The 13007-nt window shown below is 62.9% G+C and carries 11 protein-coding genes; 4 read left to right on the top strand and 7 right to left on the bottom strand.

Features of this window, described 5'->3' with window-relative positions:
• The first annotated feature begins 57 nt into the window (after window positions 1-57).
• From NPS46_RS15645 to NPS46_RS15635, 3 genes are all read left to right on the top strand, one after another.
• Window positions 58-2619, top strand: coding sequence for an EAL domain-containing protein (locus tag NPS46_RS15645; protein WP_274108645.1), 2562 nt, complete (start codon window positions 58-60; stop codon window positions 2617-2619).
• Between the two features lie 111 nt (window positions 2620-2730).
• Window positions 2731-3225, top strand: a complete 495-nt coding sequence (locus NPS46_RS15640) for a PaaI family thioesterase (protein ID WP_274108644.1) — start codon at window positions 2731-2733, stop codon at window positions 3223-3225.
• A gap of 142 nt (window positions 3226-3367) precedes the next feature.
• On the top strand, window positions 3368-3772 hold the full coding sequence (locus tag NPS46_RS15635) for a RidA family protein (RefSeq protein ID WP_274108643.1): 405 nt from the start codon (window positions 3368-3370) through the stop codon (window positions 3770-3772).
• A 102-nt stretch (window positions 3773-3874) separates the two neighbouring features.
• Here the strand turns inward: NPS46_RS15635 and NPS46_RS15630 are convergent, their stop codons facing one another.
• From NPS46_RS15630 to NPS46_RS15605, 6 genes are all read right to left on the bottom strand, one after another.
• Window positions 3875-6373 carry a TonB-dependent siderophore receptor gene (locus NPS46_RS15630; RefSeq protein WP_274108642.1) on the bottom strand — a complete coding sequence of 833 codons (2499 nt, stop codon included), beginning with the start codon at window positions 6371-6373 and terminating at the stop codon, window positions 3875-3877.
• Between the two features lie 76 nt (window positions 6374-6449).
• A complete protein-coding gene (locus NPS46_RS15625) occupies window positions 6450-7391 on the bottom strand; it encodes a FecR domain-containing protein (protein WP_274108641.1) in 942 nt (313 codons plus the stop codon).
• Window positions 7388-7894 carry a sigma-70 family RNA polymerase sigma factor gene (locus tag NPS46_RS15620; protein ID WP_274108640.1) on the bottom strand — a complete coding sequence of 169 codons (507 nt, stop codon included), beginning with the start codon at window positions 7892-7894 and terminating at the stop codon, window positions 7388-7390. Before NPS46_RS15620 ends, NPS46_RS15625 begins: the two co-directional genes overlap by 4 nt.
• 299 nt (window positions 7895-8193) lie before the next feature.
• Complete coding sequence (locus tag NPS46_RS15615; RefSeq protein ID WP_274108638.1) at window positions 8194-8781, bottom strand: hypothetical protein; 588 nt, start codon at window positions 8779-8781, stop codon at window positions 8194-8196.
• Between the two features lie 16 nt (window positions 8782-8797).
• Window positions 8798-9361, bottom strand: coding sequence for a hypothetical protein (locus NPS46_RS15610; protein ID WP_274109053.1), 564 nt, complete (start codon window positions 9359-9361; stop codon window positions 8798-8800).
• Window positions 9362-9672: 311 nt separating this feature from the next.
• Complete coding sequence (locus NPS46_RS15605; RefSeq protein ID WP_274108636.1) at window positions 9673-10629, bottom strand: DMT family transporter; 957 nt, start codon at window positions 10627-10629, stop codon at window positions 9673-9675.
• Between the two features lie 100 nt (window positions 10630-10729).
• Between NPS46_RS15605 and NPS46_RS15600 the strand changes: the two genes are divergently transcribed.
• Window positions 10730-11626 carry a LysR substrate-binding domain-containing protein gene (locus tag NPS46_RS15600; protein WP_274108634.1) on the top strand — a complete coding sequence of 299 codons (897 nt, stop codon included), beginning with the start codon at window positions 10730-10732 and terminating at the stop codon, window positions 11624-11626.
• A 38-nt stretch (window positions 11627-11664) separates the two neighbouring features.
• On the opposite strand, the gene NPS46_RS15595 is transcribed toward NPS46_RS15600, so the two are convergent.
• Complete coding sequence (locus NPS46_RS15595; RefSeq protein ID WP_274108632.1) at window positions 11665-12993, bottom strand: MFS transporter; 1329 nt, start codon at window positions 12991-12993, stop codon at window positions 11665-11667.
• Window positions 12994-13007 lie beyond the last annotated feature (14 nt).

The raw sequence follows: 13007 nt of genomic DNA, 5'->3' as shown, positions 1-13007 counted from the left end.
TTGCCCGTGCCTGCCCGAATGCCGCACGGCTGGTGTTTTCGTGTGAGTCCAAGCTCCATGCCCATCAGTCAGAATCTTTCCAATCTATTTGTCCAGACCCTTGAACAAGCCATTGATGGCGTGGTGGTGATCGACACCGAAAATCGCGTGGTGCTGTTCAATCGCGCCGCGGAGCTGTTATGGGGACTTTCCCGTGAGGAAGTGCTCGGGCAGAACGTCAAGATGCTGGTGCCCCAGGAAATCCAGGCCCATCACGATGGCTATGTGAACACCAACCGCGAGACGGGGATCAACCGGGTCGCCGGCACCAGTCGGGATGTGCCGATCAAGCACCGCGACGGGCGCATGCTCTGGGGCTCGATGTCGATCTCGCGGGTCGAGACTGACGGCCAGGTCATCTTCACCGCGTTTATCAAGGACGTGACCCAGCAGCACGCCGAGCGCAAGCGCTTGCAACTGCTGTCGCTGGTGACTGACCAGACCGACAACGCGATCCTGATTACCGATGGCCAGTGGCAGATCCACTACATCAATGCCGGTTTCGAGAAGATGTTCGGCTTCTCCCTCGATGAAGCCCGCTGCCTGCCGCCCTCGGCCCTGCTGACGCCGCACCTGACGCCCGAAGCGGTGCTGGCGATGCGCACGCAACTGCTGCGCGGCGAGCCGTTCACCACCGAGGAACTGATTTACATCAAGGACGGTTCGCGGATCTGGTGCAGCGTCACCACCAATCCGATCTTCGACAGTTTCCAGCGGCTGACCCACACGGTCAGCATCCTGACCGATATCACTCGCTCGAAAATGCACGAGGTGCTGCAACATCGCATGCTCAGCGCCATGGTGCGTGAAGATCCTTTGGAAAGCCTGATGGAGTTGGTCTGCCGGGAAATCGAACGGATCGCTCCGGAGGTGACCACCTCGATCCTGCAGGTCGATGACGAAGGCCTACTGCATCCGCTGGCGGCGCCCAGCCTGCCGTTGCATTACTCCCAGAGCCTGGAAGGCTTGCGGGTGGGCGAGGGTGTGGGGTCGTGCGGAACCGCCGCGTTTCGCGGGGAAGCGGTACTGGCCAGCGATATTGCCCATGACCCGATCTGGGTCGACTACCGTACGGCGGCCATGGCCCTGGGGTTCAAGGGGTGCTGGTCGACGCCGATCAAGAGCAACCAGGGGCGCTGCCTCGGGGCCCTGGCGTTCTACTACAAGGACGTGCGCGAGCCTTCGGTGTTTCACCAGCAACTGGTGGAGGTGATTGCGCCGCTTTGTGCCCTGGCCCTGGAGCGCGCCAAGAGCCGCGAAGACATGCGCCAGCTGGCGTTCTACGACAGCCTGACCGAGTTGCCCAACCGCAGCCTGCTGCAGGCCAAGGCCGAGCACGCGCTGATTGAGGCCAAGCGCAGCAAGACCAACCTGGCGGTGCTGTTTATCGACCTGGATCGGTTCAAGCAGATCAACGATTCCCTGGGACATCCGGCCGGCGACGAATTGTTGCAAGTGGTCGCCGAGCGTCTGCACGGCCAGCGGCGTACCAGCGATATTGTCGGGCGGCTGTCAGGCGATGAGTTTGTCGTGGTCCTGCCCCAGTGTGGCAGCGAGCATGTCACTGAGGTGGTCGAGCAGATCAAGCTCGCTATCGGTCAGCCCTGCCAGATCGGCGAGACCACGCTGGCGCCGTCGGCGAGTATCGGGATCAGCGTCTACCCCCAGGATGGGCACGACATGAGCACCCTGATCCATCGCGCCGACATGGCCATGTACCAGGCCAAGAGCGCCGGGCGCGGGCGCTTCAGTTTCTTCAGCCACGAACTCAACCAACTGGCCCAGGAACGCCAGGCCCTGGAAACTGCCCTGCGCGATGCCATCGAACACGAAGAGCTGCAACTGCACTACCAGCCCCAGGTGCATATGCAGACTGGCGTGTTGTACGGGGTCGAGGCCCTGGCGCGGTGGAATCATCCGTTGTTCGGCCAGGTCTCGCCCGCGCGCTTTATTCCGCTGGCCGAAGAGTGCGGGTTGATCGGCGAACTGGGGCACTGGGCGATTCGCCAGGCCTGTCGACAACTGGCGGCATGGCGACGTCAGGGCATCGCTATTCCGGCGGTCTCGGTGAACCTGTCGCCGACCAACTTCCACAACCTGGACCTGGCCGGGATGATCATGCGCACCCTGGACCAGCACCAGTTGGTCGCTTCCGACCTGACCCTGGAATTGACCGAAAGCGTGTTGATGGACACCCATCCCAGCACCCTCAAGGTGTTGCACGATGTCAACGCCCAGGGCGTGCGCCTGGCCATGGATGACTTTGGCACCGGCTATTCGAGCCTGGGCTATCTACGCCGCCTGCCGATCCAGGAACTCAAGCTCGACCGTAGTTTTGTCCAGGACCTGGAAAACGATGTCACCAGTCGCGCCCTGAGCGATGCGGTAATCCGCATTGGTGAAAGCCTGCAATTGACGGTAGTCGCCGAGGGCATTGAAGACGAGGCTCAGTACCGGATCCTCAAGGATCAGGGCTATCACGTGGCCCAGGGTTACCTGTTCTCCAAGCCGCTGGCGGCGCGCGATCTGGAGGAGTGGCTCAAGACCTGTCAGCGCGGTGTCGAGGCGGCAACTCGCTAGGCCCCACGGCCCGCGCGCATGCCGGTAGCGGGGCCGGTGGGTCGATTGCGGGCGGGTAACTGGCTTAACATGGCGGATCTTTCTCAACCGACAATAAAAACAAGGACCACCATGCACGAGATTTCCCTGCAAGACCGCGCCGCACCCGAGGGCGTCTGTTACGGCTGTGGCGGGCGCAACCCTCACGGGTTGCATATCAAGAGTCGCTGGGATGCAGAGGGCGTCCAGGTGATCGCCGAGCACCTGCCCGAGGCCAAGTACTGCGGTTGGCCCGATCTGGTCTATGGCGGGCTGATTGCGATGCTGGTCGACTGCCATAGCAACTGGACCGCCATGGCCTTTCACTACCGTGCCGAGGCTCGCGAACCGGGTAGCCTGCCGCGCATTGATTGTGTGACGGGCAGCCTCGGCATCAAGTACATCAAGCCGACGCCCATGGGCGTGCCGCTGATTCTGCGGGCCTGGGTCGAGGGTGAGGTGGGGCGCAAGAGCCGGGTGATCTGCGAGATCTACGCCGACGGTGTGCTGACCGCCGTTGGCGACTCAGTCTTTGTGCGTGTCGATACCGCGCAATTGGCCGCCGCCGCCCATGGGCGCGAGGCGTAAGCGCGGACAGGGCTGCGGCCAGCGTGTGCAATCGGCATAATGCCGGCCGGCCTGCGCTGGCGCCCGGGGCAAACCCGGCGCCGCGGGGGCCGGGCGCAGCATCGATCCGCGCGTTTCCTTCCCCTTTGTGCAAGAGAGTTTTATGGCCAACCATGACCTGACTTTTATCCCCGACCCGGACGCGGAGTCGATTTCCAGCGATGTCGCCGGTTTTGCCGGTCTGCTGGTCTCCACCCAGATTCCGACCCACGCGGACGGCAGCCTGGAACTGGGCGATATCACTGTGCAGAGCGAGTGCACGTTGCAGGCACTCAAGGTCGCGCTGGAGAAGGCCGGTAGCTCCATGGACCGCGTCCTGCACCTGACCATCTACCTCACCGACATGGCCGACCGCGCGGCGTTCAACGCGGTTTACCAGCGCTTCTTCGCTAAACCGTGGCCGGTGCGCGCGGCGGTTGGCGTGGCTGCGCTGGCGGTTGAAGGGATGCGCGTGGAAGTCACCGCAATGGCGGCAGCCGGCATTGTGGCAGTAATGCCCCAGGCCTAGCCTGACGCCCTGGCCCAACGCTCGGCAATGCCCTCATGGCAGCCTTGGGCCCATGCCGCCATGGGGGCAAACTGCTGGCCTGTCGTCGAAGCCTGCGTCAGGTCACCAGTCGTACGTCAGGTTGGCGGTAACGGTACGTCCCTGGCCGTAGTAGCACTCCCAGACGCCGACGCAGCGGCTGACATAGAGCTTGTTGTCCAGGTTCTCCACGTTGGCTTGAACCTTCACCCCCTTGATCTGCAAGGGTGACTTGCCCAGGTCGTAGGAGAGCATGGCGTCGTAGACGGTGAACGAGGGCACGTTGAACTCGCGAAACTCGGTGGCGGTGCCCGGGCTGCTGCGCACGTAGCGCGTGCCAACGCCAAAGCCCAGGCCGGCGAACGCGGTATCGGCGGGCATCTGGTAGTCGACCCAGGCCGAGGCGGTCAGCGGAGATATCCCCCGGGGATGCCGGCCTTTCATGCCATCGTTGTCGTGGGTGTACTCGGTATCGACCCGCGAGACCGCAGCGATCAGGTTCAGGCCATCGCTCAGGTTGGCCTTGCCTTCGAACTCGAAACCGGTCGAGCGTTGGGCGCCGGATTGCTTGCTGTAGGCGCGGTCCAGCGGGTCGGTCGTCAGCACGTTCTTCATGTCGATCTGGTACGCCGACAGCTGGATAAAACTCTCGGAGCCAGGCGGCTGGTACTTGATGCCGACCTCATACTGTTCGCCGGTCGAGGGCTCGAATGGCTTTATGTTCCTGTCTGTCCCGGACACCGGTAGGAACGACTCGGAATAGCTGAAATAAGGCGTGATGCCATTGTCGAACAGATAGCCAAACCCGGCTCGGCCGGAGAACTGCCGGTCCTTTTGGGTGGGGGGGTGCTTGCCGCTGGACAGCAGGGTTTTGTTGTTGATCTCGGCAAAATCGAAACGACCGCCCACGGTAAGGAACCAGTTGTTCCACTTGAGTTGGTCCTGAATGTAGACCCCGGTCTGGGTGACGGTGTTGTCATAGGCGCCGGGCCTGCTCTTGGTGAAGTCCAGCGGGCGGCCGTAGACCGGATTGTAGAGGTCGATACCCGGGGGCGTCATGTCGTAGCGGCCGAAGAACCGGGTGTTGAAGTGGTAGTAGTCCAGGCCCAGCAGCAGGGTGTGGGCGACCTCGCCAGTGTCGAATACCGCCTGGGCGATGTTGTCGATGCCGAAGACTTTGTTGGTCTGCTTCCAGTCAACCCCGTAACGGTCCTGGAAGCTCTGGTTGTTGAGGCCCGTATCCGGGTTCGTGGAGAAGCTCCAGCCACTGAATGCGCCGACGAACTGATCGTCGATGTAGGCGTAGCGGGTGTTCTGCTTGAGCGTCCAGACGTCGTTGAGTGCGTGAGACAGTTCGTAGCCCAGGGCGTACTGGTCCCGATCATAGAAGTTGAAACCGGGCTCACCGTTGAAGCGGTGGCGCGGGACCTTGCCGTTGGGGTTTGGCAGTACCGTGCCGACTGCCGGCAAGCCCTGGGCGGCGGGTGAGTCGTTGTCTTTCTGGTAGTGCGCAAAGAGGGTCAGCGTGGTCTGTTCACTGATGTTCCAGGTCAGGCTGGGCGCAATGAGCATGCGCTTTTGGTTGGCGTAGTCGGTTTCGGCGTTGGTGTCGTTGACCACACCGGTGAGGCGATAGAGGAACGTGCTGTGCTCATCGATTGCCCCGGCGAAGTCGAACGCGCCATAGCGGCGATCGTAACTGCCCGTACCCAGGACTACCTGGTGAAGCGGTTCTGCAGTCGGGCGCTTGGACACCAGATTGACGATCCCGCCTGGCTGGTTCTGGCCGTACAGCACCGAGGCCGGGCCTTTGAGCACCTCGACCCGTTCCAGCAGGTAGGGGTCGATCTGCAGGGCACCACCGGTGCTGCCGCCGCCGTAAGGCAGGTGCAGGCCGTCCAGGTATTGCGGCGAGGGGCTGAACCCGCGCGAGGTGACTTCGTCGAAGGCCTTGATGCGCGTTGAGAAACCGTCGACCTGGGTGCCGGGGGTATAGCGCAGGGCTTCGTTGACCGAGAGCGCGCCGCGGGCCTTGATTTCGGCCTGGGTGACGACGTTGATGGTCTGCGGTGTTTCCAGGATCGAGGTATCGGTCTTGGTGCCGGTGGCGCTGCGCTTGGCCACATAGCCGCTGACCGGGCCATAGGCCGACTCGCTCTGTGTGCCGGACACGGTGGTGGCGCCCAGCGCCAGCGCGCTGCCGGAGTCGACGCGACGGATCAGGCCATAGACGCCATCCCCCAGGCGCACGGCCTCCAGCCCGGACCCTGCAAGCAAGGTGGCGAGGCCTTGCTGCACAGTGTATTGGCCGACCAGGCCGGGTGAGGTCAGGCCTTGGGTCAGCTCGGGTGAGAACTGCACGGTCACGTGCGCCTCGGCAGCAAAGCGGCCGAGGGCCTGGGACAGGCCGCCGGCCTGGATGCTGTAGGGCTGCGGCACGCTGTGCGACTCGGCGTACGCGAGTGGGGAGAGGCCGTTCAGGGTCGCTGCCAGCACACAGAGCGCGAGCAGCCGCCGTTGAGGCGGCACCGGCCGTTCAGCGGTGTTACGCGGGCGGCCGGGCAGAGTGTTCGGGTGAATCATGGGAAGTGTGTCCTGTAGTTATGGCAGATCCACTTCTAAGGACTCATGGCAGAAAAAAAGGGGCCAATAATAATTATCATTTACTGACTGTTACCCAATAACGCGTCCGGTAGGCCACCGTCACCGGCAGGGTGGCGGGCAGGGCGGCAAGAATCGCGTCGGTGCTATCGAGCTGGAATCCGCCGCTGATGCGCAAATGGGCCGCGTCGCCAGCGCAGCGCAGGACACCCGGCCGGTAACGATCCAGTTCGGCAATAAATTGCCCCAGGGGCATGTCGTCGACGATCAACTGTCCGCGGGTCCAGGCGCTGCCTTGTTCCGGTGCGGGTTGTGCCGGTCCGACAGCCCCGGCGCTGAAGCTCACTTGTTCGCCGGCCTCGATCACCTGTGGAGAGCCGGCAAGCGGGGTGATGCGGACCTTGCCCACCAGGACGGCCAGGCGGGTGGTGGCGTCCAGTTGCCTGACGTTGAAGCGCGTGCCCAGGGCTTGCATGACGCCTTGCTCGCTCTGCACCCGCAGTGGACGGTGGATCGGGCTCTGCGAGTCGGCCCCGCTGTCGACGAGGATCTCCCCGCGCAGTAGGCGCACCAGCCGCTGCTCGGCACTGAAGTGCACGTCAATGGCGGTGTCGGTGTTGAGGATGATCAGGCTGCCATCGGCCAATTTGATCTGCCGGCGCTGGCCGACGGCCGTTTGATAATCGGCCTGCCCGCTCGGCCAGGGCAGGCTGCGATAGCCGACGTAACCTGCGGGTAACAGCGCGGCCAGCACCAACAAGCTTTTGAGGGTCTGGCGGCGCTCGCGATTGAGGGTGCCCATGGCCAGCTCCGGCGGCAACAACCCCAGCTTCTCCTGGACCTGCTGGACCCGTTCCCACGCCCGTTCGTGCTCCGGGTCGGCGGCCCGCCAGTGGGCGCAGGCCTGGTGTTCGGTGCTGTTGAGCGGGCCGTCATGCAGGCGCATCAGCCAGTGTGCCGCCTGGCGGGCCACCTCCCGGCTGATCGGTCGGTCGTTCACAGTTGCCCCTCGAACAGGATGATGGCTTCGAAGGCGAGGGCCATGTGGCGCTTGACGGTCCGTTCGCTGATGCCCTGTTGCCGGGCGATTTGCGCGTAGTTGCGGCCCTCGAGCTGGGACAGCAGAAACACCGTGCGGGCCATCGGCTTGAGACTGTCGAGCAGCGCGTCCAGCGCCAGCAGCGTCTCATGCATCTGCCATTGCTCCTGGGGGGACAGCGCCAACCCCTCCGGCATCAGCGCCAGCATCTCCAGATAGGTCTGTTCCAGGGACTGGCGGCGGAAATGGTCGTATACCAGGCGCCGCCCAACCGTGGCCAGATACGCGCGTGGGCGCTGCAGGCTGAGGTTTTCACCCGCCTTGCGTTGAGCCTGCAGCAGGCGTACGAAGGTGTCCTGCGCCAGGTCGGCGGCCTGGCTGGTACAGCCAAGACGGCGGTACAACCAGCCCTTGAGCCACCCATTGTGCTCAGCGTAGAGAAGACCCAGACGATCGTTGTTCACGGACAGCCTCCCGAAAGAAGCGCGAAAGATAATTGATAACGATTCTCATATCAATCATCAGGCTCCATCGGTGTATCTGCTGGTCTGGGTTGTTTACTGTGCGCAACGGCGAGGGGCTTCGATCACTGTGGCCGAACGGATGGCCTGGCTGATCGGCTGGAAGGGGGCGGATGATCTTGTTCGACACTGGCGCTGCGGCCATGCCCATGGCCGCCGGGGCAAAGGGTTGAAGACGGCTGTGTTGGCGGGTCGCAACGTACCCGCCAACGCGTCCGTGGGACAACCCTCCTGCGGGTAGGTTAGAGCAGGCGCCGCTGCACCGCTTCCTCCAGGGTACTGCGTGTCAAAGCCTGTACCACCTCTCGGGTGTCTTGCTGGAAGGGGATGGCGACGATCAGCACCAACTGCATCCAGGTCCGCACGGATTCGCTTTTGCGGATACGTCCCAGCTCCTTACCTTCCTTGTCCTTGAACACGGTTTCCAGAGTGAAGGTGTTTTTCGCTGTGGAGGGGATGATGAAGAGCGTCGCGCCGGTAATGATGGCCGAGGCCATGCTGAACTGCTCGTTGTTGTACAGGGTGGTTTCGACATAGAGGTCCGAAGCGACCTTGTCGAGGCTGACCCGCTCAAAGCGCCCGGATTGGCGGAATGTATCGGCTACCGCCGTTTCCCATGCCGCTGCCGGGGCACCGCCGGCGGCTTGGGCCGGCCCGCCGTTAACCTGACTCAGCGCAGTGCTGCGCACAAATACGCTGGGCTTTTGCTGCGTTGCATCAGCGGTTGGCGGCCAGGTTTGCACCGGGGGCAGTTCGTGTTGCGAGTAGGACACGCAGCCGCTCAGCAAGACAACCGCCAGCACAAGGCTGTGCTTGATTGAACTCAACATGTGACGCTCCTTGATCTCAGGGTTTGGCCAGGTTGGCTGTGGCGGTATCGAGCAGCTGTGAAACCAGTTCGGTCAGTTGCTTGGCGCCCATGCTGGGGGCCCAGTATTCGCGGCCATAGAGGCCGACATTGTGTTCGAACTTGATCTGCTTTTTGGCACTGGCCAGTGCCTTGCCGTCACGGTCGACAATGACCAGGTCGCCGGCCACATCGAAGCGGTCCACGTAGATGGGCCCGTTGAGCCAGATCCACAGGGTCAGAGTCAGCAGTGCCCCGGGGACGTAAGCGGGATGCGGGCCGCGATGACCCTGGAGGGAGGTCAGGTTGAACCTGAGCTGTACATCGTTCTCGGCCAGGGGAGTCGGGTACTGGCTGAGCTGCTTGAAGTAGCCAGCGCTCTGGACGTACTGGTTGAGCTGCAAGGTCAGCGAGCGGCTGATGGCGACCCGCGTGGCGTCGTTGATGTCGGGTGCCGTGATCAGCACATCGGCGATCTGCGCGGTGCGTGGGCTGCTGATGGCGGCCTTGTGGGGCGGGGCGCCCAGAGGACCGCTGATGTTATAGGAGACGCAGCCGGTCATCGACAGCGTGGCCAAAAGGGCACAGGCCCTGAAGAGTGTTCTCAACGCAATAAATCCTTTTAATTGGCGAGTGACACCAAGGCGTCGGCCCGCCACGGCGGGTGGGTGTTGAAGGGGGGCGGTGGCTGATGCAGGCCGTTTTATTTATCGAGCTCACGTCGAGCGAGGGCGCTGTATCGGCGGGCGGGATACTAATAACGATGGGGTGGAAGTTCAATGACGAAAGGGCCGATTGAACGGGAAAGTTCCCGTAGGCCTGGATCCTTATCGGTCGGGGAGATCCAGGCGCTGGTGGGGGCGAGGTGAGCGCGTCAGGCCGGCGCGTCCTTGCCGCAGGCTGGCACCGCCACCGCGTTGCCCGGCTTCAACCGCGAGACCCCAAACAGCACGAGCGCCAGGCCCACGATCTGGTACAGGGTGATCGCTTCGTTAAGCAACAACCATGAGGCCAGGAGCGTCAGCACTGGCCCCAGGTTCCCCACCGCCGCGGTCTGCGTGGCCCCCATGCGCGAGATGGCCAGGGCGACCCAGTAGATCGGCAGCACCGTGGAAAACACGGCCATCAGCCCGGCATTGAGCCAGATCGCCGCAGGCAACTGGTTCAGTGGCGTGGTGTCCGCCTGTAGCAGGTAATGCCCCAGCACCATGATGGAAGAGGCCGTGCCGGCCAGCCCGGCCAGGCGCATCGAGCCCATGCGCTTGAGCATTATCCCGGTGCCTGAGTAATACAGCGCGTAGGTCACTGCACTGGCAAATACCCACAACGAGCCGAGAATTACCTGACTGCCCATGCCCGATACGCTGACATCGTGGGCGAAGGCGATGCCCAGCCCCAGGTAGCAGATACCCATGGCGGCGAAGGTCCGCGAGGAGGGCCGTTCGCGCAGGGCGATGGCCTGGAAGATCAGCACCAGGGTCGGATAGATAAACAGGATCATTCGCTCCAGCCCCGCGCTGATGTATTGCAGGCCGTAGAAGTCGAACAGGCTGGCCAGGTAGTAACCGAACAAGCCGAGCAGCAGTACCCGGATTCCGTCGCCTAGGGTCAGCGCGCTGCTCGCCTGCCGGCGACTGAACCACACCAGCCAGAGGAACATCGGCAATGACAAGGCCATTCGCAAGGCCAGAAGCGTGATCGCGTCCACCGGACCGGCGGCATAGGAGAGCTTGACGAAGATCGCTTTAAAGCTGAAACCCAAGGCCGCCAATACTGCAAACAAACTACCGTTGTGAATGTAACGTTGCATAAGTGCAGGCAAAGGAGTCATGACAGTGCGCCGAGGGAGGGAAGTCCCTTATTCTGAGTAGAACGCCCATTTGCTAGAATCGCTTTTTCACGAATATGGCTTTCTGAATTGGAGAAGCCCTGTGCACTTCGATCTACAAGACCTGCGCCTGCTGAATGCGATTGCCGCCAAAGGCAGCCTCAGCAAGGCGGCGGCGACTTTCCCGGTGGCCATTTCCGCTGCCAGTACGCGTCTGCGCCAGTTCGAGGAACGCAGTGGTCTGACCCTGTTTATCCGCCATGCCGATGGCATGCAGCTGACACCGGCCGGCCGTCTGGTGCTGGAAGCGGCACGTGGCGTACTCGCCGAAACCGGGAAATTACAGGACACCCTGAAGGAACTGGCCGGTCAGCGCCGAATCAATCTGCACCTGGCGGCGTCCACGGTGACCAACAGCACGTTCTTGCCGGCGGTGCTGGGTCCATTCTTGAGTGACTACCCCGAAGTCGACCTGCAACTGGTGGAGCACAAAAGTGTGGAGGTGGTGCGCTTGGTCCTGGCCGGTGAGTGTGAGATCGGCGTGTACGACGGCAACCTGGTCGACGAAGGCGTGGTGTCGTTGCCGTTTCGCACCGAGCGGCTGGTCCTGCTGGTACCGGCCGATCACCTGCTGGTGGCGCGGGCCGCGTTGCGCGAGGCGCTGCGCCTGAGCGATGCGCTGGGCTTTGCCTTTGTGTGCCTACCGGCCGAGCGTGCGATGCAACGCTTTATCGAAGAGCTGGCGATCAACCTCGCCATGCCCCTCAAGGTTCGCGTGCGTGCGCCGAGTTTCGAAGCGATCGCCCAACTGGTGGCCCAACATGCCGGGATTGCCGTGCTGCCCGAGACCCTGGCCCAGCGCCTGATGCAAGAGCTGCCCGTGCGCTGGTTGGCGCTTGAGGAGCGCTGGGCCGCCCTTGAGCTGCGGGTGTGTTTTCGTGGCTGGGAAACCCTGAGTTCCCATGGCCGGCAGTTAGTGAGTTACCTGACGCAGAACTGAGGGGCGCCACGCGCGACGCCCGGGTTTGTTCCACCGGTCTAGACGATCCGTGGGGCCAGTGCTGGTTGGGCTGGCCGGGCCCCGATAAACACCAGCATCGCCAGCACCCCGATGAGGCCCGGCGCGGCAAAGGCCAGAAAACTGACTTGCAACGGTAGATGGGCCGCCTGCAACGCCCCGCCGAGCAACGGGCCGATAATCGCGCCGATTCGACCAATCCCCATGGCCCAGCCCAGGCCCGTCGAGCGGATGTGCGCGGGGTAGAACTGCACGGCACAGGCATTGGCAAGGATTTGCGTGCCAATGGTGCTGGCGCCGGCAATCGCGATCAGCCCATAGAGCACCCACAGTGGCGATTGCAGCGCCAGCAGGCTTAGGGATAAGGCGCCCAGGGCAAAGAATGCCAGCAACACGCGCGACAACCCGATTCGATCACCTAACCAGCCACCGCCAATCGCGCCAAAGATCGCGCCGAAATTGAGCACCAGCAAAAACGCCAGGCTGGAGTTCAATCCGTAGCCGGCGCTGTTCATCAGCTTGGGCAGCCAGGAGCTCAAGGCGTAGACCATCAGCAGGCAGCAGAAAAACGCCAACCAGAGCATCAGGGTCGGCAGCCGGCGACCCTCCTGCAGCAGTTGCAAGATGGACACCGGCTGCCGGTGCCCTTGCGCCAGGCTCAGGTTATCCTCTGCCAGAGGTTGATAGGCGCCGCTGGCGCATTGCAACAGCCTCTGGGCTTGCGCGCTTTGGCCGCTGCGCAGCAGGAAGTTCAACGATTCGGGTAATTGGCGGACCAAAAACGGCAACACCAGCAACGGGATGGCCGCGACCAGAAACACCGATTGCCAGCCCCAGTGCGGGATCAGCAACATACCCAGGCCCGCCGAGAGCATGCCGCCGATGGAGTAGCCGCTGAACATCAGTGCCACGAGGGTGCTGCGGATTTTCTTCGGGGCGTACTCATTCATCAGCGCGACCACGTTGGGCATCACCCCGCCAATCCCCAAGCCGGCAATGAAGCGGCAGAGGGCGAACTCGGTCGGGGTGCGCGCAAAGGCGTTGATCACGGTAAAGCCGCTGAACAGGATCACGCAGGTCATGATGGTCTTGCGGCGGCCGATGCGGTCTGACAGCGGGCCGAAAAACAGCGCCCCGAGCATCATGCCAAACAATGCACAACTGCCGAGAAAACCGGCCTCGACGGCACTCAGGCCCCAGTCCTGCATCAGCGCGGGCAGGACCACGCCGTAGATCACCAGGTCATAGCCGTCGAATACAATGATCAGCGCACACCAGAACAGCAGGCGTCCGTGGAAGGAATTGAAGCGCGCCCCGTCGATCAGGGCGTTGACGTCGATAGTTCGCATGGCATGGCTCTTCT

The sequence above is a fragment of the Pseudomonas putida genome, assembly GCF_028682395.1.
In the GTDB taxonomy this organism is placed as follows: domain Bacteria; phylum Pseudomonadota; class Gammaproteobacteria; order Pseudomonadales; family Pseudomonadaceae; genus Aquipseudomonas; species Aquipseudomonas putida_AB.
Note: the sequence above shows the minus strand (reverse complement) of the source record. Positions and strands in the feature narration are given on the sequence as shown.